General features: G+C 62.2%; 20 protein-coding genes and 1 pseudogene. 10 read left to right on the top strand and 11 right to left on the bottom strand.

Annotated features, from left to right (window positions below; all coding sequences use genetic code 11):
• The first annotated feature begins 323 nt into the window (after positions 1 to 323).
• The 5 genes from queC to ACUN0E_RS40970 all read left to right on the top strand — a co-directional run bounded on the left by queC (position 324) and on the right by ACUN0E_RS40970 (position 3,917).
• Positions 324 to 1,055: a 7-cyano-7-deazaguanine synthase QueC gene (gene queC, locus ACUN0E_RS40990; protein WP_445570155.1), complete on the top strand. Its 732-nt coding sequence runs from the start codon at positions 324 to 326 to the stop codon at positions 1,053 to 1,055.
• An 86-nt stretch (positions 1,056 to 1,141) separates the two neighbouring features.
• Complete coding sequence (gene queE, locus ACUN0E_RS40985) at positions 1,142 to 1,774, top strand: 7-carboxy-7-deazaguanine synthase (RefSeq protein WP_408509036.1); 633 nt, start codon at positions 1,142 to 1,144, stop codon at positions 1,772 to 1,774.
• 9 nt (positions 1,775 to 1,783) lie between these two features.
• Positions 1,784 to 2,227: a 6-carboxytetrahydropterin synthase QueD gene (gene queD, locus ACUN0E_RS40980; RefSeq protein ID WP_093634683.1), complete on the top strand. Its 444-nt coding sequence runs from the start codon at positions 1,784 to 1,786 to the stop codon at positions 2,225 to 2,227.
• A 206-nt stretch (positions 2,228 to 2,433) separates the two neighbouring features.
• Positions 2,434 to 3,216, top strand: coding sequence for an HpcH/HpaI aldolase family protein (locus tag ACUN0E_RS40975; RefSeq protein WP_408337323.1), 783 nt, complete (start codon positions 2,434 to 2,436; stop codon positions 3,214 to 3,216).
• Positions 3,213 to 3,917 carry a tetratricopeptide repeat protein gene (locus ACUN0E_RS40970; RefSeq protein ID WP_445570154.1) on the top strand — a complete coding sequence of 235 codons (705 nt, stop codon included), beginning with the start codon at positions 3,213 to 3,215 and terminating at the stop codon, positions 3,915 to 3,917. The genes ACUN0E_RS40975 and ACUN0E_RS40970 overlap by 4 nt, the downstream gene beginning before the upstream one ends.
• A gap of 207 nt (positions 3,918 to 4,124) precedes the next feature.
• Here the strand turns inward: ACUN0E_RS40970 and rodA are convergent, their stop codons facing one another.
• The 5 genes from rodA to ACUN0E_RS40945 all read right to left on the bottom strand — a co-directional run bounded on the left by rodA (position 4,125) and on the right by ACUN0E_RS40945 (position 10,548).
• Positions 4,125 to 5,273: a rod shape-determining protein RodA gene (rodA, locus tag ACUN0E_RS40965; protein ID WP_408236899.1), complete on the bottom strand. Its 1,149-nt coding sequence runs from the start codon at positions 5,271 to 5,273 to the stop codon at positions 4,125 to 4,127.
• Between the two features lie 10 nt (positions 5,274 to 5,283).
• The gene (gene mrdA / locus ACUN0E_RS40960) at positions 5,284 to 7,605 is read right to left on the bottom strand and encodes a penicillin-binding protein 2 (protein WP_408521033.1); all 2,322 of its coding nucleotides are present in this window, start codon (positions 7,603 to 7,605) and stop codon (positions 5,284 to 5,286) included.
• Positions 7,606 to 7,750: 145 nt separating this feature from the next.
• Positions 7,751 to 8,263 carry a rod shape-determining protein MreD gene (gene mreD / locus ACUN0E_RS40955; RefSeq protein ID WP_408236893.1) on the bottom strand — a complete coding sequence of 171 codons (513 nt, stop codon included), beginning with the start codon at positions 8,261 to 8,263 and terminating at the stop codon, positions 7,751 to 7,753.
• Entirely contained in the window at positions 8,260 to 9,351 is a 1,092-nt protein-coding gene (gene mreC, locus ACUN0E_RS40950; RefSeq protein WP_445570153.1) for a rod shape-determining protein MreC, read from the bottom strand. Before mreC ends, mreD begins: the two co-directional genes overlap by 4 nt.
• A gap of 153 nt (positions 9,352 to 9,504) precedes the next feature.
• Complete coding sequence (locus ACUN0E_RS40945; protein ID WP_004189550.1) at positions 9,505 to 10,548, bottom strand: rod shape-determining protein; 1,044 nt, start codon at positions 10,546 to 10,548, stop codon at positions 9,505 to 9,507.
• Between the two features lie 380 nt (positions 10,549 to 10,928).
• On the opposite strand from ACUN0E_RS40945, the gene gatC reads away from it, so the two are divergent.
• The 5 genes and pseudogenes from gatC (at position 10,929) to ACUN0E_RS40920 (ending at position 16,045) form a co-directional block, all read left to right on the top strand.
• The gene (gatC, locus tag ACUN0E_RS40940; RefSeq protein ID WP_095417749.1) at positions 10,929 to 11,228 is read left to right on the top strand and encodes an Asp-tRNA(Asn)/Glu-tRNA(Gln) amidotransferase subunit GatC; all 300 of its coding nucleotides are present in this window, start codon (positions 10,929 to 10,931) and stop codon (positions 11,226 to 11,228) included.
• A gap of 31 nt (positions 11,229 to 11,259) precedes the next feature.
• Entirely contained in the window at positions 11,260 to 12,747 is a 1,488-nt protein-coding gene (gatA, locus tag ACUN0E_RS40935; protein WP_445570152.1) for an Asp-tRNA(Asn)/Glu-tRNA(Gln) amidotransferase subunit GatA, read from the top strand.
• A 5-nt stretch (positions 12,748 to 12,752) separates the two neighbouring features.
• Positions 12,753 to 14,228, top strand: coding sequence for an Asp-tRNA(Asn)/Glu-tRNA(Gln) amidotransferase subunit GatB (gatB, locus tag ACUN0E_RS40930; protein ID WP_445570151.1), 1,476 nt, complete (start codon positions 12,753 to 12,755; stop codon positions 14,226 to 14,228).
• 144 nt (positions 14,229 to 14,372) lie between these two features.
• Positions 14,373 to 15,212, top strand: a complete 840-nt coding sequence (locus tag ACUN0E_RS40925) for a PPK2 family polyphosphate kinase (RefSeq protein WP_408236878.1) — start codon at positions 14,373 to 14,375, stop codon at positions 15,210 to 15,212.
• Positions 15,213 to 15,266: 54 nt separating this feature from the next.
• Positions 15,267 to 16,045, top strand: a pseudogene (locus tag ACUN0E_RS40920) (exodeoxyribonuclease III).
• Between the two features lie 131 nt (positions 16,046 to 16,176).
• On the opposite strand, the gene ACUN0E_RS40915 reads toward ACUN0E_RS40920, so the two are convergent.
• The 6 genes from ACUN0E_RS40915 to ACUN0E_RS40890 form a co-directional block, all read right to left on the bottom strand.
• Entirely contained in the window at positions 16,177 to 17,385 is a 1,209-nt protein-coding gene (locus ACUN0E_RS40915; protein WP_445570602.1) for a M48 family metallopeptidase, read from the bottom strand.
• 74 nt (positions 17,386 to 17,459) lie between these two features.
• Entirely contained in the window at positions 17,460 to 18,854 is a 1,395-nt protein-coding gene (locus ACUN0E_RS40910) for an AmpG family muropeptide MFS transporter (protein WP_445570150.1), read from the bottom strand.
• 14 nt (positions 18,855 to 18,868) lie between these two features.
• Positions 18,869 to 19,477, bottom strand: coding sequence for a methionine biosynthesis protein MetW (gene metW / locus ACUN0E_RS40905; RefSeq protein ID WP_325044186.1), 609 nt, complete (start codon positions 19,475 to 19,477; stop codon positions 18,869 to 18,871).
• Entirely contained in the window at positions 19,474 to 20,619 is a 1,146-nt protein-coding gene (gene metX / locus ACUN0E_RS40900) for a homoserine O-succinyltransferase MetX (protein ID WP_408236869.1), read from the bottom strand. Before metX ends, metW begins: the two co-directional genes overlap by 4 nt.
• 298 nt (positions 20,620 to 20,917) lie before the next feature.
• Positions 20,918 to 21,616, bottom strand: coding sequence for a nucleoid occlusion factor SlmA (gene slmA / locus ACUN0E_RS40895; protein ID WP_445570149.1), 699 nt, complete (start codon positions 21,614 to 21,616; stop codon positions 20,918 to 20,920).
• Entirely contained in the window at positions 21,583 to 22,386 is an 804-nt protein-coding gene (locus ACUN0E_RS40890) for a pyrimidine 5'-nucleotidase (RefSeq protein WP_445570148.1), read from the bottom strand. Before ACUN0E_RS40890 ends, slmA begins: the two co-directional genes overlap by 34 nt.
• Positions 22,387 to 22,594: the final 208 nt, after the last annotated feature.

The raw sequence follows: 22,594 nt of genomic DNA, 5'->3' as shown, positions 1-22,594 counted from the left end.
GCGTGATAAAATCGCGCCAGTTCAAGGACTTGCATGCAAGCGCGCGGTCGAGGTTCGGCTGGTATGCCACCGCGCTAAACACGTCTTTTCGCATCCTGAAGCGGGACCTTCTGCGCACTTTGCTGCAAGACAGCAAGGCCGCAACAGGCGCCGAACCCTTCGCCCGACGATTAACGGTATAAGCGCCCAGCGACTCTGCATATGGAAGGCGCGGCCTATACTGCTTTGGGCCGGCAGCAGTGCCGGCACGCGTCGCGCCGCGTTGCTTGCATGGCGCACCTCGCGCAGCGCGACGTGGCACTCATCATTCACGGAGTTTCACGGTGATCCGCAAAGACGCTAAACGTAGCGCTCTGGTGCTGTTTTCCGGCGGCCAGGATTCCGCCACGTGCCTCGCCTGGGCCCTCGAACGTTATGAAACGGTCGAAACGCTAGGCTTCGATTACGGTCAACGGCACCGCGTCGAGCTCGAATGTCGCGAAGGGTTTCGCAACGCCGTCGTACAGGCATTTCCGGCATGGGCCGAACGGCTCGGCGAAGATCACATGATCGATCTGTCAGTACTCGGTTCGATCAGCGATACCGCGATGACGCGTGAAATCGAGATTCACGCCACCGCCAACGGTTTGCCGAATACGTTCGTGCCTGGCCGCAATCTGATGTTCATGACGATCGCGGCGGCCATCGCGTATCGGCGTGGTTTGCAAGTGCTGGTCGGCGGGATGTGCGAGACGGACTTTTCGGGCTACCCCGATTGCCGCGACGACACGATGAAAGCGTTGCAGGTCGCGCTGAACCTCGGCATGGACACGCGCTTCCTGCTCGAAACGCCGTTGATGTGGCTCGACAAGGCCGACACGTGGCGTCTCGCACATGAGCTTGGCGGTGACGAACTCGTCGAGCTGGTGCGCGTCGAAACGCATACCTGCTATGTTGGCGAGCGCGCCGAACTGCATGCATGGGGCTTTGGCTGCGGCGAATGCCCGGCGTGCCGCTTGCGCAAGCGGGGCTATGAAGCCTATTTGGCCGGCGAAAAGGTCACCGAACCAGTCTGACGGTTTGACACGCACTGACGCTGGCGCATCGCGCAAACGGTGCGCCAGCGGGCAATCATTTTCAGGAATACAAGGCAGAAAGCAGCATGACGTACGCGGTCAAGGAAATCTTCTACACATTGCAGGGCGAGGGCGCGAATGCCGGTCGTCCGGCCGTGTTCTGCCGGTTCGCCGGCTGCAATCTGTGGTCGGGCCGCGAAGAAGATCGTGCGGAGGCGGTATGCCGCTTCTGCGATACGGACTTCGTCGGTACTGACGGCGAGAACGGCGGCAAGTACCGCACCGCCGAAGAACTGGTGCAGATGATCGCGTCGCAATGGCCGGAAGGCGAAGGCGAGCGTTTCGTGGTCTGCACTGGCGGTGAACCGATGCTGCAGATCGACCAGCCGTTCGTCGACGCGCTGCATGCCGCCGGCTTTGAAATCGCCATCGAGACTAACGGCTCGCTGCCGGTGCTCGAGACGATCGACTGGATCTGCGTGAGCCCGAAGGCCGACGCGCCGCTCGTCGTCACCAAAGGCAACGAATTGAAGGTCGTGATTCCGCAGGACAACCAGCGGTTGTCCGAGTATGCGAAGCTCGACTTCGAGTATTTCCTCGTCCAGCCGATGGACGGCCCGTCGCGCGAGCTCAACACGAAGCTCGCGATCGACTGGTGCAAACGCCATCCGCAATGGCGCCTGTCGATGCAGACCCACAAGTATCTGAACATTCCCTGATTTGCCGTGCTGACGATTACACGAAAACTCGAATTCGACGCGGGCCACCGCATCCCCGATCACCGCAGCCAGTGCCGTAATCTGCACGGCCATCGCTATGTGCTCGAAATTACGCTGCAAGGCGACCTGGTCGACACCGAAGGCGCGCCGGATCGCGGCATGGTGATGGACTTCGCCGACGTGAAGTCGCTCGCCGTCGAGCATCTGGTCGATAAGTGGGACCACGCGTTTCTCGTCTACGAAGGCGACACGCAGGTGCGCGGCTTTCTGGAAACGATGGCGGGGCACAAGACGGTCGTGCTCGATCGCATCCCCACCGTCGAAAATCTCGCCGCCGTCGCGTTCGACATCCTCGCGAACGTTTACGACGCGCATTACGGCGTGAATCTGCGTCTGCATAAGGTGCGTCTGTTCGAGACACCGAACTGCTGGGCCGACGTCGTTCGCGACTAAACGCCGGGTCAACCTCGTGGCCTAACCCCCACGTTATTGTCACGGTATGATCGCTCCGATAACCACACGGAGCGAGACATGCCGGTCACCGCATTGCGTCGCAGCAGGCATTCAGGCCGTCATGGCCCAGGCGTTGAGCTGTTCCGCCACGTCAGCACCCTCAACCGTGTTTCAGGCGCTGTATCTCAACGCCAGGGAGCGCGGCAATGAGCACCTTCACGAATCCCCTCAAGCAACGTCTGAAAGAGGCCGATCCGCTGTTCGGCTTATGGCTTTCGCTCGGCAGCGATTCCTCGGCCGAGGCGCTCGCGCACGCCGGTTTCGACTGGCTGCTGATCGACATGGAGCATGCGCCTAACGATAGCGGCGATGTCACGTCGCAATTGCGCGCGATCGCCGCAGCGCATCTGCCTAGCGAGCCGGTCGTGCGCGTGCCCGCCAGCGAAGCGTGGCTCGTCAAGCGTGTGCTGGACGCCGGCGCGCGCACGCTGATGTTCCCGAATATCGAATCCGCCGAGGAGGCGGCACACGCCGTGCGTCTGACGCAGTATCCGACCGCCGATGCGCTTGACGGTCAGCGTGGCGTCGCCGGCGCGGTGCGGGCGGCTGCGTACGGCATGCGGCGCGACTACGTGCAGAGCGCCAACGCACAGATCGCAAGCATCGTGCAGATCGAGTCGGCGCGCGGCTTGCAGGAAGTGGAGAAGATTGCGGCGACGCCGGGCGTCGATTGCCTGTTTGTCGGACCGGCCGATCTCGCGGCGAGTCTCGGTCATCTTGGCGATTCGAAACATGCCGAGGTGCAGGCCGCGATGGCGCGCATCGTTAGCGCCGCCGACAAGGCCGGTATCGCCACGGGAATTTTTGCTATGGATGTCGCGAGCGCAAAGCAGCATCGTGACGCCGGTTTTCGTTTTATCGCCCTGGCCGCCGACGTCATGTGGATGTTGCGCGCGACCCGCCAGGCGTTGCAGGAGGTGAGGACATGAAGGGGATGGTGCAGTGCGTCGTGGTGCGCCTGGCGGTCACAGCGGCCTTGATGGCGAATGTGACGGCGTATGCGCAGGATAGCCGCGTCGCGAAGTCGAACGATCCGGAGACGCAAACCGCGGTCGCCGATTACAACGCCGGCAATCTGGGCGCAGCGCTTGCCGAGTTCCGTAAAGCGGCGGAGCGCGGCAGCCGGCTTGCCGAGTTCAACTACGCGATGATGCTGCTCAACGGAGAGGGCACCCCAGCCAATGTCGATGAAGGCAAGAAGTGGTTGCGCAAAGCCGCCGATGCCAACATGTCGCACGCGCAGTACGTCTACGGGAAGATGTACGACGACGGCGAGTTCGTCGGGCGTGATCCGGTCGAGGCGCATCGGTGGTTCCTGAAGGCCGCGCGGCAGGGGCACATACAGGCGGAACTCGCGCTGGCCAACCAGTTCCTCGATGGCCGCGGCACGCCGCGCGATAACCAGCAAGCGTTCGTCTGGTACAAGAAGGCCGCGCAAGGCGGCGATATGACCGCGCAGTACGTCGCCGGCTCGTTCTACGAACGCGGTGGCGACGGCGTGGACAAGAACCTGAACGTGGCGCGCGCGTATTACGCGGCAGCCGCCGCACAGGGTGACCCGGCGGCGAAACTCAAGTATCAGCAACTGAGCGCGCAACTGCGGGATCAGAAGGAAGTGAAGCCGCAGTAGATGAAAAAAGGGGCGCTCACTGACGGTACGCCCCTTTTGTTTATTCGGCCTTCGTTCCGTGGTCCGCTTTCGCGGATCGGCTACGGCCGTTTCGAGGAAGCCGGATCGTCGTTTCGTTGTGGACGACCGATGGGACTTCTTTTAGCGGAAGGGTTTTTGATTTTGCGCCCTGCTGCGTTCATCTCCGCAGTCTAAGTCCTGCTCGCTCTAACTCTGCATCAACCGCTTCTGCCGCGCGATGCTCATGATGAGGCCAATCGCAACCCCCAGCGTAGTCAGCGCGGTGCCGCCGTAACTCATGAATGGCAACGGCACGCCCACCACCGGCAAGATCCCGCTCACCATGCCGATGTTGACGAACGCGTAGGTGAAGAACGCCATCGTCAACGATCCGGCCAGTAGCCGCCCAAACAGCGTTGCCCCGTTGGCCGCGATATACAAACCGCGCGCGATCAGCAGCATATAAAGCGTGAGCAGCACGATCCCGCCCGCCAGCCCGAATTCCTCGGAAAACACCGCGAAAATGAAGTCGGTGTGCTTCTCGGGGATGAACTCCAGATGCGCCTGGGTACCCTTGAGCCAGCCCTTGCCGAGCGGGCCACCCGAGCCGATTGCAATCACCGCCTGGATCGTGTGGAAACCCTTGCCGAGCGGATCGGACGTTGGATCGAGCAGCGTACAGATACGGTGCTTCTGATAATCGTGCATCAGCGGCCACTGCACTTCCGGCTGGCAGATCTTGTCCTGGAACGCCGCGATCGAGCCAACCGCGATCACGCCGGCAATCAGTACCGGCACGATCAGCCTGAAACTCAGCCCCGCGAAGTAAATCACGAAGAAGCCCGCCGCGAACACCAGCACGGCGGTGCCAAGGTCAGGCTGCTTGGCGATCAAAGCGACCGGCACAATCAGGATGACGAAGCCGACCAGGAAGTCGTACCAGCGCATTACGCCTTCGCGGCGCTGGTAGTACCAGGCGAGCATCAGTGGTGTGGCGATCTTCAGAATCTCCGACGGCTGGATCACCACGCCGACGTTGATCCAGCGCTTGGCACCCTTGCGCGTGAGGCCGAACAGCGCCACCGCAACCAGTAACGCGATCCCGAACGTATAGAGCGGGACCGCGAAGCGCATCAGCGTGGTGGGCGGCACGTTGGCCAGCGCCCACATCAGCACGAACGTCAGCATGATGTTGCGCAGTTGGTCTTCCACCCGGCCGGGCATGTCCAGCGTCGCGCTGTATAGCGTGACGATGCCGACGCACAGCAGCAGAAACACGATCAGGGCGAGCGGCCGGTCGAAGCCCACGAACATCCGCTTGATGCGGTCGAGCCAGGCGCGCTTGTCGAATTGCATGCCTTTCTCCTTACTCGTCGATGCCGCCGGAAACCGGCTGGCGTGGCGACGTAGGTTGAATGCCGTCATCCCGCGACGGGGCGGCGGCGGTAGGCACCGGCTCGCTGCTCGGGCGGGGTTTGTGCGGGACGCCGGATTTACGCGGCGTTGGGTTCTTTGCAGCGGCAGAGGCAGACGCGGGTGTGGCGACAGCGGCCGACGCGCCGGATGCACCCGCCGCAGCCGTAGGTGTCGATGCAGCGGACGGAGCCGATGCGGCCGCGGCAACAGAAACCGCCGCTGCGGCCGAGGCGGCGCCCGGCATCGGCAGTGCCGTGAAGCCCGCTGCGACCTTAACCGGTTGCGCCGCGTCCTGTGGCGTCGGTGCGCCACCCACTTCAGGCGCTGACGCATCCTGCGTCGCCGAGGCCGCTGCTGCGACAGCTGCCGCCTCAGCGCCGGGCTTGTTCTTGCCGACCAGGTAGTAATCGAGCACACGACGTGCGATCGGACCGGCCGCTTCCGCACCCCAGCCACCGTTTTCGACGATCAGCGCAATCGCGATCTTTGGCTGTTCGGCCGGCGCGAACGCAATGAACAACGCGTGGTCGCGCAGATGTTCGGCGATCGCGTGGCCTTTGTAGTTTGCGCCTTGCAACGAATACACCTGTGCCGTGCCGGTCTTGGCGGCGGCCAGATACGGTGCCCCAATGAATACCTTCGACGCCGTACCGTTGGTCACGACGCCTTCCATCGCGCGCTTGATGATGTCGATGTCCGATTGCTTCACGGCAATCTTGTCGCTCGGATCGCGTACGACCGGGCGCGTATCTTTCGTAATCGGATTCTCGATGTCGCGCACGAGGTGCGGCTTCATCACGACGCCGTTGTTCGCGAGCGTGGCGGTGGCATGGGCGAGTTGGAGAATGGTGAACGAGTTGTAGCCTTGGCCGATGCCCAGACTGATCGTTTCGCCTTCATACCAGCGCTGCTGCTCGGGCTTGCGGTACGCCTTGCGCTTCCAGTCCGTCGACGGCAGGATGCCGCGCGCTTCGCCCGAAATATCGATGCCGGTGATCTGGCCGAAGCCCCACGGCTTCATGAAGCCGGCGATCGCGTTGACGCCGAGATCGTGCGCGAGCATGTAGAAATACGTGTCGTTCGACACCACGATCGCGCGGTTCATGTCGACCCAGCCCTGGCCGGAGCGCACGTCGTTGCGGAACGTATGGCCGCCGAACGTGTACGAGCCCGGATCCTGGAAACCCCAGCCCGGCGTGCGCTTATGCAGCGTCAGGGCGGCGAGCGCCATGAACGGCTTGTAGGTCGAGCCGGGTGGATAGGTGCCGTGCAGCGGGCGGTTCAGGAGCGGATGGTCGGGCGAGTTGTTGAGTTCGTCCCAGGTCTGCTGATCGATGCCATCGACAAACGAATTCGGATCGAAGCTCGGCGCCGACACGAACGCGAGCACGTCGCCGGTTGCCGGTTCGATCGCGACCAGCGCCCCGCGGCGACCCGCAAACGCCTGTTCGGCGACCTGCTGCAGGCCGATGTCGATCGATAGTTCAAGGTTATTGCCCGGCGTTGCCTGGGTGCGCGACAGCGTGCGCACGGGCCGGCCGCCCGCAGTTACTTCGACTTCCTCAAAACCGGTCTGGCCGTGCAGTTCCGTTTCATAGCTCTGCTCGACGCCGATTTTGCCGATGTAGTCCGTACCCTTGTAGTTGTTCGCGTCGAGGCGCGGATCGTAGTGGTCCGGATCGCTGTCGTTCTGATCGCTGGCGTCGTCGATACGGTCCTGATCGCGCTGTGAAATCCGGCCGATATAGCCGATCACGTGCGCCGCGGTCGGTCCGAGCGGGTATTGGCGGAACAGGCGCGCGCGCACTTCCACGCCCGGAAAGCGGAAGCGTTGCGCGGTGAAGCGCGCGACTTCGTCGTCGGTGAGACGGGTGCGGATCGGCAGGCTCTCGAAATTCTTCGAGTCTTCCTGCAGTTTCTTGAAGCGGCGGCGGTCGCGAGCATCGATCGAGACCACGGTGGCCAGGTTGTCGATCACGTTTTCGAGCGTGTCGTTCAGCTTCGACGGTGTGATTTCGAGCGTATACGCCGAGTAGTTCTTGGCCAGCACCACCCCGTTACGGTCGGTGATGATGCCCCGGTTCGGCACGATCGGGGCGACCGAGATGCGGTTTTCGTCGGCTTGCAGCGAGTACTTGCTGTAATGCCAGACTTGCAGGACCAGGAAGCGGAAGCCGATCAACCCGAAGCAGACGAACACGAACACGCCCGCCGCCGCGACCCGCAGGCGGAACTTCGAGAGCTGTTGCTGAGTGTCCTTGAATTCGGTCATGCGATTCTGCAAAAAGCCGTCTGACGGCCATCATGAGTGTGCGCCCAATCCGGCCGGAGCCAGGAGGCATGAACAGCGCTGCGCGTCGAGCGGGCCGGGTACCTGGGTTCCATCGGAACGAACGGCCGGCGCGCTCGATAGGTGATTAAATCGGCCGCGTATCGTCCGGATCGGCAGGACGGCGCTGCGGCATCAACAGCAGCATGCTGGCGACCGGCCAGAGCGCGGCTTCGACAAAGCCGTCGATCAGGTAACTCCAGCCCGGAAACGCCGCGCCCGTCAGCAGACGGATCACGAACGGCACCAGCTGCGCGATGACCAGCAGCGGCATCACCGCGAAGGTCTGCACGCCGAGCGACATCCACAGCACGCGGCGATGGATCGTAATCGCGCCGTACGACAACAACGTATACGCCAGCGCGTGTTCGCCGAGCAGGCTGGCGTTGTGCACGTCCATCAGCATGCCAAGAAAGAACGCGATGCCCATGCCGACTTTGCGCGGCTGGTGCACGTTCCAGAACAGCAGCACGAGCGCCACGAAGTCCGGCACACCGGCGAGGCGCCCCCACGGCATCAGGTTCAGCAGGAACGCCGCGGCGAGGCTGAACGCGATGAAGTACGGATTGACCGGCTGCAGGATGTATTGCGGACGGTTCATGGCTGGGTCCCCGGCGTGGCGTGCGGCTTCGCGCTCTTGTCTGCGGCCGGTTTCTTCTCGGCGGTGGCCTTCTTCTCCGCAGCGGCGGGCTTGGCGGGCGTTTTCTCGGCGGATTTGGCGGCCGGCTTTTCAGCAGGCTTCGCAGCGGATTTATCCGCCGCGGCCTTGCTGTCCGCGGGTTTGCCACCCTTTTTCGCTTTGGCGTCTTTCGCGGCCGTGGCCGCATCGGGCTCTTCCGCTGGACGCGGCGGCACATTATTCACATAGTGCAGCACCAGTAACTGACGCGCGCCGCGCACGGGTGCAACCGGCAAGCAGATCACGCGCGCGAACGCCGTATCGGCCTGTTTGTCGACCCGCACGACCTTGGCGACCGGCAACCCCGGCGGGTAAACGCCGTCGAGCCCGCTCGTGACCAGTTCGTCGCCGGTTTGTACGTCGGCGCTGATCGGCACGAAGCGCAGATCGAGCGTATCGCCCTTCGGCGTGCCGTAAATTACGCTGCGCAACCCGGTGCGCACGATCTGTACGGGCACTGCCTGGTCTTTGTCGGTGAGCAGCGTGACTTCGGCTTGCAGCGGGAACACGCGCGTAACCTGACCGATCACGCCGTCTTCATTGACGACTGGTGAACCGTCCTGGACGCCTTGCTGCGCACCGCGGCCGATCACGACCTTCTGCGTGAACGGATCGCGCGTGTCGTACTGGATTTCAGCGGGCAGTGATTGCGTGGTCGAGCGTTGCGAGAGTTGCAGCAGCGCGCGCAAATGGGTGTTTTCGGCGGCTAGTTCGGCGGCCGTATTGGCTTGCTGCGAGAGCTGAAGATCTTTGGTGCGCAGCGTGTCATTCTCGTGGCGCAATGTGGCGCTGGTCACGGCCAGGTCGGCAGCGCCCATGAAGATGTCGCGCGGCACGAGGGCTGCGCGTTGCAACGGATAAAGACCCGCGCCGAGCACGCCGCGAACGATTTCGAGCGTCTTGAAGCGTGCATCGGAGATCAGCAGGGCGAGCGCCAGCACGACGAAAAACACCAGCCGTGCGAGAGCGGACGGGCCTTGCTTGAACAGGGGCGGCGGACTGTATTCCATGGTCGGCGCCGGGGGCGTGAGCGGTTGGGTGAGACGGCGGCGCGCGAGGGACGCGCGTTCAGCGCGCGGAGGCTGGCAGGCCCAGCCAACGGCAAACCGGCCCACGAGGGGCCGTTTGCCTGATCCGCGCTACTGACATGGAGACGGGCTCGCTTACTCGTACGAGAAGATGCTGCCCAGCTTGTCCATGCGTTCGAGCGCCATGCCCGAGCCGCGCACAACGCAGGTCAGCGGGTCTTCGGCGACGAGCACCGGCAGGCCGGTTTCTTCGGCGAGCAGACGGTCCAGATCGCGCAGCAGTGCGCCACCACCCGTAAGCATCATGCCGCGCTCGGCGATATCCGCACCCAGTTCCGGCGGCGTTTGTTCGAGCGCGATCTTCACCGACGACACGATCTGGTTCAGCGGATCGGTGAGGGCTTCGAGAATTTCGTTGCTGGAAATCGTGAAGCTGCGCGGAATGCCTTCCGACAGGTTACGGCCCTTCACTTCCATTTCCTTGACTTCGGAACCCGGGAACGCGGAGCCGATTTCTTTCTTGATGGCTTCGGCGGTTTGCTCGCCGATCAGCATGCCGTAGTTGCGGCGGATGTAGTTGACGATGGCTTCGTCGAACTTGTCGCCGCCTACGCGCACCGAACCCTTGTACACGATGCCGCCGAGCGAGATCACGCCGACTTCAGTCGTGCCGCCGCCGATGTCGACGACCATCGATCCCGTTGCTTCCGAAACCGGCAGACCGGCGCCGATTGCAGCGGCCATGGGTTCTTCAATGAGGTAAACCTGCGAAGCACCGGCACCGTGCGCCGCTTCTTTGATCGCGCGACGCTCGACCTGGGTCGAACCGCACGGCACGCAAATGATGATGCGCGGTGACGGCGAGAACATGCGCGATTCGTGAGCAGTTTTGATGAACTGCTTGATCATCTGTTCGGTGACGGTGAAGTCGGCGATCACGCCGTCTTTCATCGGGCGGATCGCCTCAATGTTGCCCGGCACCTTGCCAAGCATCTGCTTGGCTTCCTTGCCGACTGCCTGAATGGTTTTCTTACCGTTGGGACCGCCTTCCTGGCGGATCGAGACCACCGACGGTTCATCAAGGACGATACCCTTGCCACGCATATAGATAAGCGTGTTGGCAGTGCCGAGGTCAATCGCCAGATCGTTGGAGAAGTAGCTGCGCAAAAAGCCGAACATTCAAAATCCTGTCTCGCTTGGGGCCGGGCCTCGCAAAGTATGCGCAGGGCGGCAGCGGAAAAAATAACAGCTTCAACCGGGCGGAAGCGGCGCCACAGGAACTTGAAGCTGCGAGGGAGTCTACCGGAGGCCGGAGCAAGGCCTGGTCAGAAAAATCCGAACTATCTTTGGGAATTGTTCAGAAAGGCCTTGTTAAGTCGGTCCGGGTTTGGGTCGAACGCGTAATGATACCTTATAATTTTGGATGTTTTGAAGGAAACGGAAGGCACTTTTTGCCACCGCTGGCCCCTTTTTTCGAGGCCTTCCTCCAGTGTCGTAACCCGCTGTCGCAGCGTTGTTTTCCCCCGCTGCGGCGGTCCACCACATTTTCCGGTGACTGCATGGCTCTGACCCTGACCGATGTTAAACGCATCGCGCACCTTGCGCGACTCGAACTGGCCGATGCCGACGCTGAGCACACGCTTGTCCAGCTCAACGATTTTTTCGGCCTTGTCGAGCAAATGCAGGCGGTCGATACCACCGGCATTGCCCCGCTTGCCCATCCGATCGAGCAGATCGAAGACGTCGCGCTGCGCCTGCGTGACGACGCGGTGACCGAAACGGTCGAACGCGAAGCTTTCCAGCGCCCGGCGCCGGCCGTTCAGGACGGCCTGTACCTGGTGCCGAAGGTGATCGAGTAAGACCCGCGAATAAAGCTCAGGATAAAACGCAATGCATGAAAAAAGCTTGACCGAACTGCGCGCCGCACTGGCGGCCAAGGAATGCTCCGCAGTCGAACTGGCGCAGCTGTATCTGAAGCGGATCGAAGCGGCCAACAGCCTGAACGCGTTCATTCAGGTCGACCCGGAGCTCACGTTCGCGCAGGCGAAAGCCGCGGACGCGCTGCTGCATACCGGCCACGCCGGCCCGCTGGTCGGCCTGCCGATCGCGCACAAAGACGTGTTCGTCACCAAGGGCTGGCGCTCCACCGCCGGCTCGAAGATGCTGTCGAACTACGAGAGTCCGTTCGACGCGACGGTTGTCGCGCGCCTGCAGAGCGCCGGCATGGTATGCGTGGGCAAGACCAATATGGACGAGTTCGCGATGGGCTCATCCAACGAGAATTCGTACTTTGGTCCCGTGCAGAATCCGTGGGATCGTAAGGCTGTGCCGGGCGGTTCATCGGGCGGCTCGGCGGCTGCGGTTGCTGCGCGCCTCGCGCCCGCTGCAACCGGCACGGATACCGGCGGCTCGATCCGTCAGCCGGCGTCGTTCTCCGGCATCACCGGCATCAAGCCGACATACGGCCGCGTCTCGCGTTACGGGATGATCGCGTTCGCGTCGTCGCTGGATCAAGGCGGGCCGATGGCCCAAAACGCCGCGGATTGCGCGACGCTGCTCAACGCCATGGCCGGTTTCGACGAACGCGATTCGACCAGCCTGACGCGTGAAGACGAAGACTTCACGCGCCACATCGGCAAGCCGTGGAAAGACGGCGGCGCTGACAAACCGCTCGCCGGCTTGCGTATCGGCCTGCCGAAAGAGTACTTCGGTGAAGGCCTCGCCGACGACGTGCGCGCCTCGATCGACGCCGCGTTGAAGCAATACGAAGCGTTGGGCGCGACGCTGGTGGAAGTCTCACTGCCGAAAACCGAACTGTCGATCCCGGTGTACTACGTGATCGCGCCGGCGGAAGCTTCGTCGAACCTGTCGCGTTTCGACGGCGTTCGTTTCGGCCATCGCGCGTCGGAATACCGCGATCTGCTCGACATGTACAAGAAGTCGCGTGCAGAAGGTTTCGGCCCGGAAGTGAAGCGCCGCATTCTGGTGGGCGCGTATGTGTTGTCGCACGGCTATTACGACGCGTACTACCTGCAGGCGCAAAAGATTCGCCGCATCATCGCGCAGGATTTCCAGGAAGCGTTCAAGCAGTGCGACGTGATCATGGGACCGGTCGCGCCGTCGGTGGCATGGGACCTCGGCGCAAAGGGCGACGACCCGGTGCAGATGTATCTGGCCGACATCTACACGCTGTCGGTGAGCCTTGCCGGCTTGCCGGGCATGAGCGTGCCGTGCGGCTTCGGCGCGGGCGCGAATGCGCAGCGTCCGGTGGGTCTGCAGATCATCGGCAACTATTTCAATGAAGCCCGGATGCTGCAAGTGGCCGACGCGTTCCAGCGCGCGACCGACTGGCATCGTCAAGCACCGGCAGGAGTGTGAGCACCATGGCCAAGCAATGGGAAGTCGTGATCGGTCTGGAGACCCACGCGCAACTGTCGACCGTTTCGAAGATTTTTTCGGGTGCCCCCACGCAATTCGGCGCGGCACCCAACACGCAAGCATGCCCCGTCGATCTGGCATTGCCGGGTACGCTGCCGGTGATGAACCGTGGCGCTGTCGAGCGCGCGATTCAATTCGGCCTCGCAATCGGCTCGACCATTGCGTCGCGCAGCATTTTCGCGCGCAAGAACTACTTTTACCCCGATCTGCCGAAGGGCTATCAGATCAGCCAGTACGAAATACCCGTCGTGCAGGGCGGCCAGGTGACGATTCAGGTCCCGGCTAATGAAAAGGCGGGCAAGGAAGCGTACGAGAAGGTCGTCAACCTGACGCGCGCTCACCTCGAAGAAGACGCGGGCAAGTCGCTGCACGAAGACTTTGCAGGCATGACCGGCATCGACCTGAATCGCGCCGGCACACCGCTGCTCGAAATCGTCACTGAGCCGGAAATGCGCAGCGCGGCGGAAGCGGTTGCGTATGCCAAGACGCTGCACACGCTGGTCACGTGGCTGGGCATCTGCGACGGCAACATGCAGGAAGGCTCGTTCCGTTGCGACGCGAACGTATCGGTGCGCCCGGTCGGTCAGGCGGAATTCGGCACGCGTGCCGAGATCAAGAACCTGAACTCGTTCCGCTTCCTCGAAGAAGCGATCCAGTACGAAGTGCGCCGTCAGATCGAATTGATCGAAGACGGCGGCACGGTGGTGCAGGAAACGCGTCTGTACGATCCGGACAAGCGCGAAACGCGTTCGATGCGCAGCAAGGAAGACGCGCACGATTACCGCTATTTCCCCGATCCCGATCTGATGCCGCTGGTGATCGACGCGGCATGGGTCGAGCGCGTGAAGAGCGAGATGCCGGAACTGCCGGAAGCGATTCAACAGCGCTTCGTCACGCAATACGGCCTGACGCCGTACGACGCCAATGGGTTGACGTCGAGCAAGGCCATGGCCGCTTACTACGAAGCCGTTGTGCTCAAGGTCGGCCCGGCTCAGGCCAAGGTCGCGGCTAACTGGCTGATGGGTGAAGTGTCGTCGCAACTGAATCGCGAAGGCGTGGATTTTACCGATTGCCCGGTTTCGTCGGCGCAACTCGCGCTACTGCTGCAACGTATCGCCGACGGCACGATCTCGAACAAGATCGCCAAGGAAATTTTCCTCGCGATCTGGGAAGAGAAGGCCACCGACGAAGCCGCCGCTGATCGCATCATCGAAGCGAAGGGTTTGAAGCAGATTTCGGACACCGGCGCGCTGGAAGCGATCATCGACGAAGTGCTCGCCGCGAACCAGAAGTCGGTTGAGGAATTCCGCGCCGGCAAGGAAAAGGCGTTCAACGCACTGATCGGCCAGGCGATGAAAGCGACCAAGGGCAAGGCCAATCCGGCGCAGGTGAACGAACTGCTGAAGAAGAAGCTGTCTTGAGTTGACGCTGAGTTAAAGCTCAGTTGAAAAAGCCACGGCCGAAGCGAGAGCTTCTGCCATTGCGGGCTGTTGCCGGAAACGAAAGTGGGGGCAGCGGCCCGTTTCATTTTGCGGGCCCGTTTAAACGCAGAACACGGAGTGTGAATGGCGAAGCAACCCGACCTCGACGATTTCCGCGTACCGTATTTCGACGACGGCAAGAAGAACAGCAAATTCTCGCTCGACGCTTTCGATCCGGCCGCGAAGCCTTTTTCGACTGGCTCGAAAGAGTCCGACCGGGCGCGGTTGTCGGAGATCGGCGCGAAGCTCGATACACTGCAGGAGTGCCTGCACGCGCAGCAGAGACGTCGGGTGTTGCTAGTCCTGCAAGGCATGGACACGAGCGGCAAAGACGGCACGATCCGCGCGGTGTTTCATGAAGTCGACCCGCTCGGTTTGCGCATCGTGCCGTTCAAGGCGCCGACGCCCGTCGAACTGGCGCATGATTTTCTTTGGCGTGTGCATGCGCAGGCGCCCGCTGCCGGTGAGCTGACTATTTTCAACCGCAGTCACTATGAAGATTTGCTGGTGCCGACGGTGCTCGGCAACCTCGATACCGACGCATTCGAGCGACGCTGCTGCCACATTCGCCAGTTCGAAGAGCTGTTGGCCTTCAGCGGTACGGCTATCGTCAAGTGCATGCTGTACATTTCGAAAGACGAGCAGCGTGCGCGTCTGCAGGCGCGCATCGACGATCCGAGCAAGCACTGGAAATTCGACGTCGCCGATCTCGAGGCGCGCAAGCAGTGGGACAAATATCAGGCGGCGTATCGCGATGCACTGGCTGCGACTTCGACAGACTATGCGCCGTGGTACGTCATCCCGGCCGATTCGAAGACCCAACGCAATGTGATGGTCGCCGAGTTATTGCTACGCACGTTCGAAGCGTTAAAGCTCGAATATCCGCCTGCCAAAGAATCGCTGAAGGGCATCAAGGTCGAATGACCCTGTGCCTTCGGCTTTTTGCTCCAGAAACGAATTGAACGTAAAGGAAACGACATGTTGCGTGTGATTACCGCCAACCTGAACGGCATCCGCTCAGCGGCGAAGAAGGGTTTTTTCGAATGGTTCGGAGAACAGAAAGCCGACGTGCTGTGCGTGCAGGAAATCAAATGCTCACAGGACGATTTGACGCCGGAATTCATGTCGCCGCACGATTTCACCGGGTATTTCCAGCATGCGGTGAAGAAGGGTTATAGCGGCGCGGGCGTGTACACACGTCATGAACCGGACGAAGTTATTATCGGTTTCGGCAGTGAGGAATTCGATCCGGAAGGGCGCTATGTCGAATTGCGCTTCGGCAAACTGTCGGTGATCTCGGTGTACGTGCCGTCGGGATCGAGTGGTGAAGAACGCCAGCAGGCCAAGTTCCGGTTCATGGACGAGTTCATGCCGCATCTCGCGGAGCTGCCCAGGAGAGGGAAGTGATCGTGTGCGGCGACGTGAACATCGTCCACAAAGAGATCGACATCAAGAACTGGAAGAGCAACCAGAAAAATTCAGGCTGCCTGCCGGAAGAGCGCGAGTGGCTCACCAAGCTGTTTGACGAAGTCGGTTACGTCGACGTCTTCCGCAAGCTCGATCAGCGGCCGGAACAGTACACGTGGTGGAGCAATCGCGGTCAGGCGTATGCGAAGAACGTGGGGTGGCGGATCGACTATCAGATCGCGACGCAGGGTATCGCCAGCAAGGCGAAACGCACCGATGTGTTCCGCGATATCAAGTTCAGCGACCATGCACCGCTGACGATCGATTACGACCACAAGCTCAAGAAGTAAGCACGGCCCGAGCCGCAGCGGAACCGCGTGAGCCGCAGGCGGGCCTGAAGCCGCAAGCCGCAAGCCGCAAGCCGCAAGCCGCAAGCCGCAAGCCGCAAGCCGCAAGCCGCAAGCGCTGCGGCCTGCGCAACTCACTCGCTGATCGGTTTGCGGCGCGGGCGCCCCATGCCGGCATAGTCCGGCAACGCATCGACGCTCTTGCCGATGGCCTTCGCATAGAGCGGCAGCATATCCGGCAAACGCTTGATGATGTCCTGGCGGCGCGTTGGCGTGTACGGGTGCACGTAGATATAGCCCTGGTCACGATTGCTGCGCGTCGCTTTGGCCAGCTTGTCCCATAGCGTGACCGCCGCGCGCGGATCGAAGCCGGCGCGCGAAGCGATATCGCTGCCAATCACGTCAGCCTCGGTTTCGTCGGTGCTTTCGTACTTCATCTCCAGCAACCGCGAACCGATGCCGAGCGGCGCCTCGCCCAGATCGGCGAGTCCGAATAGCTGCGGGATCGTGCCGGATGAGTCGAGCTGGCTTGACTGGAGTTCGCCGAGCCGCTCACGCGCATGCTCGCGCAATGCATGCGCAATCTCGTGACCGATCAGCATGCCGAGTTCGTTGTCGTTCAATCGCGCGCGATCGAGCAGGCCGCTATACACGACGATTTTGCCCCCCGGCAGGCAGTACATACGGATATCGGGTGAGCGCACCACCGCTACATTCCACTTCCAGCCCTTCGCGCGCTCGTTCCACTTCAACGAATAGGGAATCAGCTTGTCGACGATCGAACGAACGCGAGTGACGTGGGCATCGGTATCGCCGTACAGGCGGTTCGCGTGCTCTGCGCCGTACACGATCTGGCTGAACTCTTCGGCGGCTTGCGCCTCGAGCATTGGCGACGGGATCAGGTTGCGAAATACGAGGTAGCCGCCGTAGCGCAACTGTGTATTCGGACGACTGTAAGACGGGGAAGCGGGCGCGCTGGCTGCTGCTGCGGGTGTTGAAGTCGCGGCAGGCGCTTTGGTGGCCACAGCCGGAACCGACGTAGCGGCAGGCGTTCTGGCCGTTACCGGCGGCGGTGGCGGCTGTGTTGAGGAGGGCGGCGTGGCGGCCGCAGGTGCGCTGCCGGTGTTCGTGGCGCTGGTCGCGCTGGCCGCCGCCGATGTCGCGTTTTCAGGGCTCGCTGTGTTCGGCGCCGATTTTGCCGCTGTCGCCGGAGTTGGCGTGGCGGCGGTGGCCGGTGCTGCTGCACTGGTGCCGACCGCAGGCATCGCCGCCGCGTAGGCACTTAGCGGCGTCGCCAACGTCAGGCTCGCGCAACCGAGCGCCAACGCCGCACGCAGCAGCATGCGGTCGACCTTGAACGAGGAAACCCCGAAGGCATCCGATTCCGGGCGCGCCACGCGCTTTGACTGACGCATCGTCACGACCGGGTTCTCCAGGGCGCGATGCGCAGCAGAAGCAACATGCCGGGCAGCCCCAGCGCAGTACATACGATGAAATAGTCGAACCAGCCGATCTGCGCGACCACATAGCCGCTTGCCGCCGATGCCAACGTGCGCGGCACGGAGGCGAGGCTCGTGAAAAGCGCGAACTGCGTAGCGGTGTAGCGCGGATCGGTGGTGCTCGCGATGTAGGCGGTGAAGGCCGCCATCGTCAGACCGGTCGCGAAGGTTTCCAGGCCGTAGACCAACGCTAGTGCGACTGAGCGCGGATCGAGCTGCACGGTCCAGTCGATGCCGACCAGCGAGAGCAGCTTTGAGGTGCCCTGGCTCAGCCAGACTGCGATGTCATAAATCACGGCAAGACCGGGCGATGCCGGACCAAGATGCGCGAGCCATGCAAAGCCGAGCGTCGACACCATCTGCAGGACGCCGAAGATCCAGAGCCCGCGGCCGATGCCGACCTTCATCAACCAGATCCCGCCGACGAGCCCGCCCGCCAGACTTGCGCCGAACGCGGTCGTCTTGGCGATCACACCGATCTGCGTGCGCGAAAAGCCGATGTCGAGAAAGAACGAGGTGGACAGCGTGGTCGCCATCGTGTCGCCGAGCTTGTAAAGGAAGATGAAACCAAGCACGAAGAGCGCGCCGCGCCAACCATCGCGCTGGATGAATTCACTGAATGGCTGCACGATCGCTTCGCGCAGATTCTTAGGCGGCGTGCCATGCATCTGGGGCTCGCGCACCACCAGCGTCATGACCATGCCGGGCAGCATGAATGCAGCGGTGACGATGAAAACGGTGGTCCACGGCAAATGGTCGGACAGAATCAGCGCCAGCGAACCCGGCACCAGCGCGGCGATCTTGTATGCGTTCACATGCACCGCGTTGCCGAGACCCTGCTGCGTGTCGCTCAGCAATTCACGCCGGTAGGCGTCGATCACGATGTCCTGGCTTGCGCCGAAGAACGCGACCAGTGCCGTCAAAGCCGCCACGGTCCAGATCGAGTCGCGCGGCGACACGAAACCTAACGTCCCAATCGCGCCCGCAACCAGAATCTGTGTGACCAGCATCCAGCCGCGCCGTCTTCCCGGACGCCAGCCCGGAAAACGCGGCACATAGCGGTCCATCAACGGCGCCCAGATGAATTTCCAGGTGTACGGGAACTGAATCAGCGCAAAAAGGCCGATTTCCTTCAGATTGACGCCTTCGGAGCGTAGCCACGCCTGTACCAGATAGACGAGCGTGAACAGCGGCAGTCCCGACGTAAAGCCGAGAAAGACGCAGATCAGCATGCGCGTATTCAGAAACGCGCGCCAGCCGGGATGTTCTTCGTGAGCGGTAAGTGCAGGCGCCTCGTGCGGCGGGTTCGACATGTGGATAAGTGGTGTTAGCTTTTCTTGACGCGATAGACCGCAAGACTACCACGCCAGTTCACCCCCCATCGCACCACCTGGCCATCGTGAAGCACCACGCGATCGAGAATCTCAATGCCGACTTCCGGCGCCAGCGCCTCGAAATCCTTGATCGTCAGCACCCGCACGTTCGGCGTGTTGTGCCATTGGTAAGGCAGCGACTTCGACACCGGCATGCGGCCCTGCAGCACAGACAGCCGGTGCGCCCAGTAACCGAAATTCGGAAATGAGACGATGCATTCCTTGCCCACCCGGACTGTCTCGCGCAGGATCGCGGCCGTCTGATGGATGGTTTGCAGCGTCTGGGACAGAACGGCGAAATCGAAGCTGCCGTCTTCGAACAGACGCAGGCCGTCTTCCAGATTCTGCTGGATCACGTTGACGCCGTTCTGCGTTGACGCCAATACCCCGGCGTCGTTGATTTCAATGCCGTAGCCCTGCACGTCCAGTTCTTCGGTCAACAGCGACAGCAAGGAGCCGTCGCCGCAGCCCAGATCGAGCACGGTGGCGCGCGGTTCGACCCAGCGGGCGATCGCGCGAAAGTCCGGGCGCAGCGCCAGATAATCGAGTGCTCGCTGGTTCATGCGTTCACCTCGTTCGCAATACGTTCGTAATAGGCGCGCATCAGGTTGTGATAGCGCGCGTCGTCGAGCAGAAAAGCGTCGTGACCATGCGGCGCGTCGATTTCCGCGTAGGTCACGGTGCGCTTGTGATCGAGCAGCGCCTTCACCAGTTCGCGCGAGCGGGCCGGCGCGAAACGCCAGTCGGTCGAGAAACTGGCGATCAGGTATTTCGCCGTGGTGTGCGCGACGGCGGCGGTCAGATCGCCGTCAAAGGCTTTGGCCGGATCGAAGTAGTCGAGCGCGCGGGTGATCAGCAGGTACGTGTTCGCGTCGAAGTAGTCGGCGAATTTGTCGCCCTGGTAGCGCAGATACGACTCCACTTCGAATTCGACGTCGAAATTGAAGTTGTACGCGTCCACCGCGCCTTCCGCGCGGCGCAACGAACGGCCGAATTTCTCGGCCATGTCGTCGTCCGACAGATACGTGATGTGGCCGATCATGCGCGCGACGCGTAAGCCGCGCTTCGGCTTCACGTTGTGCGCGTAGTAGTTGCCGCCGTGGAAGTCCGGGTCCGACAGGATCGCCGAGCGCGCCACCTCGTTGAACGCGATGTTCTGCGCGGAAAGCTTCGGCGTGGACGCAACCACGATGCAATGGCCCACGCGCTCCGGATACATCATGCTCCACGCAAGCGCCTGCATACCGCCGAGGCTGCCGCCCATCACCGCGGCGAAGCGCGCAATACCGAACTCATCGGCGACGCGCACCTGCGCGTTCACCCAATCTTCAACCGTGACCACCGGAAAGGTCGCGCCGTACGGGTTGCCCGTCGCCGGATCGATGCTCATCGGTCCAGTCGAGCCGAAGCACGAGCCCAGGTTGTTCACGCCGATCACGAAGAACTTGTTGGTGTCGAGCGGCTTGCCAGGGCCGACCATGTTGTCCCACCAGCCGATGTCCTTCGGATTGTCGGCGTACACGCCGGCCACATGGTGCGATGCGTTGAGCGCGTGGCACACCAGCACGGCATTGCTGCGCGCGGCATTGAGCGTGCCGTAGGTCTCGACCATCAGGTCGTAACCGGCCAGCGAGCTGCCGTTCTGCATGAGCAGCGGCTCGGTGAAATGCATTTTTTGGGGAGCGACGATACCGATCGATTCCATTCATTCCGCCATTTAACAAATACAGGGCGGCTAGATTGGCGTCGGCGAGGCACGAAGGAGAAACGGTGTGCGCGGCTGACGACCTCTTTAGCCGCATTTATAGTGAACCGCGGGATCGTATGTTCCCGGTAGTTCGCGCGCCCGCAATCGAGTCAGCAAATCGGCGCGTGATAGGTGTTCAGGGTGTTCTGGACAGCGGCTTCAGGCGTAGTGAGTTGCCGAAGTCAGGCGCAAAGTATAGCGGAAAATTTCATGCGACAGCGGCGAGGGCTCCTCGTGAGCCCGCCTGCCGCGCGGACTACTGAAGAATCAGCAGCAGTTGTGCATCGGCGTGTTCGGCGGGCGGCCGTGCAAAGCCGCTGCGAACATACCGATGCCAGCGGCCGATGATGTAGCTCAGCAGCAGGCTCGCACGAATCGCGGGATCGTAGCCGGCGGGCAGGTGGGCAGCATGCCCATTTGCGCTCGGGCTTGCGTTTTCACCCGCGCTTGCGTTTGCCTCCATCTGGGCCAGCCGCAGACACTGCTTCAACGACGCTTCGATCCGTTCCATCATCTGATTGACGCGCTCGGTCAGCCGTTCGTGCTCGCCGACCAGCGCCTCGCAGGTCAGCACGCGCGTCATGCCGGGATTTTTTGCCGGGAAGTTGAGCAGCATCAATGCGATTGCACGGGCTTGCAGCACGCCGTTGTTTTCTTTGTCGGCGATCTGGTTGATCAGACCGAAGATCGTCTGCTCGATGAACTCGATCAGCCCTTCGAACATTTGCGCCTTGCTGGCGAAATGGCGATATAGCGCGGCTTCGGAGACGCCGAGCCGGGCGGCGAGCGCCGCCGTGGTGATCTTTTCGCTCTTCGGCGCCTCCAGCATCGCGGCAAGCGTCTGCAGGATGTGCACGCGACGCTCGCCCGGCTTCAGGCGCGGCGCACGCGGGGCGGCCGACGGGGAGGGTTCGTCTTCGGCTACGGCTTCGTCAGGCTTGTCGATCGGCTGCATGGCTGTCGTCCCGTCTGCTGTCCCTTCAATCGAACCGAGCGGGTGCCCAGTCGTAGCGATTTTAACGAACGAATGCTGCGATCGACATAATGCGGCCGACCGGTGCCCGGCAGACGCGTTGGTATGCCGTCCGCGTGCGGTTTGCGCGGCAAATGGCCGGTGATCCACACGGTGCGGATGCCGAGCCGCCGGTAGTTCTTCAGATGCGAGCGCGTGTCTTCGACGAGGATCACATCTTTGAGCGAGACGTGCGCGTCGCGCATTGCCCGGCGCAGCATCGCATGGTCAGGTTTGGCGCGCCAGTTGCGGCGATCGCGCATATGTTCGATGGCAATCACCTGTTCGAACAGACGCTCGATGCGCAATTCCGTGAGCACCGCGCGCGCATACGCCTCAGGTGCATTGGTCAGCACGATCTTGCGACCGGGCAGCGACGCGACGAGGCGCGCGACGCCGCGTTCGTGACGGATCATCGAACCGAGATCGGGGAACGTATGCACGACTTTCAGGAAGTCGTTTGGGTCGAGCGGGTGATGGCGTGCCAGACCGAGCAGTGTCGCGCCGTAGCGTTGCGTGTAGCCGGTGCGCAGACGGTTGGCTTCGTCGATATCGACGCCCAGCGCATCGATGATGTATTGCGTCATCCCCTGATTGATCGCCGGGAAGATCGCATGCGAAGCGTGGTGCAGCGTGTTGTCGAGATCGAACAGCCAGACCGGACTGCCGCCTGCGATGTGCGGACGACGGCGTCGGGAAGCGGGGGTGCGCATGATGGAGGACGCCGTTCAGGCGCGAGCAGTCGCTTCACGCAGCGAATGCGGACGACGGTTCGCAATGCGGAAGGCGGTGAAAGAGGGGAGAGCGTGTCGGCGCGAGAAGGCGGTGCGTTGTGGGCCGCCGGACACGTTGGTCATGCAGGAACCAGCGGTGACGACAGCGCAACTGCACGGCACACATGGCATGCCGGGTAAGCGTGCC

Source organism: Paraburkholderia sp. D1E (assembly GCF_052682275.1).
Note: the sequence above shows the minus strand (reverse complement) of the source record. Positions and strands in the feature narration are given on the sequence as shown.

Excerpts from the sequence above, each read along its gene's own strand:
- metX (WP_408236869.1), bottom strand. The coding sequence starts at position 20,619 with ATGGAATCGATCGGTATCGTCGCTCCCCAAAAAATGCATTTCACCGAG.
- ACUN0E_RS40925 (WP_408236878.1), top strand. The coding sequence starts at position 14,373 with ATGGCGAAGCAACCCGACCTCGACGATTTCCGCGTACCGTATTTCGAC.
- ACUN0E_RS40970 (WP_445570154.1), top strand. The coding sequence starts at position 3,213 with ATGAAGGGGATGGTGCAGTGCGTCGTGGTGCGCCTGGCGGTCACAGCG.
- gatA (WP_445570152.1), top strand. The coding sequence starts at position 11,260 with ATGCATGAAAAAAGCTTGACCGAACTGCGCGCCGCACTGGCGGCCAAG.
- ACUN0E_RS40975 (WP_408337323.1), top strand. The coding sequence starts at position 2,434 with ATGAGCACCTTCACGAATCCCCTCAAGCAACGTCTGAAAGAGGCCGAT.
- gatC (WP_095417749.1), top strand. The coding sequence starts at position 10,929 with ATGGCTCTGACCCTGACCGATGTTAAACGCATCGCGCACCTTGCGCGA.
- rodA (WP_408236899.1), bottom strand. The coding sequence starts at position 5,273 with ATGCAATTCGACAAGCGCGCCTGGCTCGACCGCATCAAGCGGATGTTC.
- mreD (WP_408236893.1), bottom strand. The coding sequence starts at position 8,263 with ATGAACCGTCCGCAATACATCCTGCAGCCGGTCAATCCGTACTTCATC.
- gatB (WP_445570151.1), top strand. The coding sequence starts at position 12,753 with ATGGCCAAGCAATGGGAAGTCGTGATCGGTCTGGAGACCCACGCGCAA.
- metW (WP_325044186.1), bottom strand. The coding sequence starts at position 19,477 with ATGAACCAGCGAGCACTCGATTATCTGGCGCTGCGCCCGGACTTTCGC.
- slmA (WP_445570149.1), bottom strand. The coding sequence starts at position 21,616 with ATGCAGCCGATCGACAAGCCTGACGAAGCCGTAGCCGAAGACGAACCC.
- ACUN0E_RS40910 (WP_445570150.1), bottom strand. The coding sequence starts at position 18,854 with ATGTCGAACCCGCCGCACGAGGCGCCTGCACTTACCGCTCACGAAGAA.
- ACUN0E_RS40945 (WP_004189550.1), bottom strand. The coding sequence starts at position 10,548 with ATGTTCGGCTTTTTGCGCAGCTACTTCTCCAACGATCTGGCGATTGAC.
- ACUN0E_RS40915 (WP_445570602.1), bottom strand. The coding sequence starts at position 17,385 with ATGCTGCTGCGTGCGGCGTTGGCGCTCGGTTGCGCGAGCCTGACGTTG.
- mrdA (WP_408521033.1), bottom strand. The coding sequence starts at position 7,605 with ATGACCGAATTCAAGGACACTCAGCAACAGCTCTCGAAGTTCCGCCTG.
- queE (WP_408509036.1), top strand. The coding sequence starts at position 1,142 with ATGACGTACGCGGTCAAGGAAATCTTCTACACATTGCAGGGCGAGGGC.
- ACUN0E_RS40890 (WP_445570148.1), bottom strand. The coding sequence starts at position 22,386 with ATGCGCACCCCCGCTTCCCGACGCCGTCGTCCGCACATCGCAGGCGGC.
- mreC (WP_445570153.1), bottom strand. The coding sequence starts at position 9,351 with ATGGAATACAGTCCGCCGCCCCTGTTCAAGCAAGGCCCGTCCGCTCTC.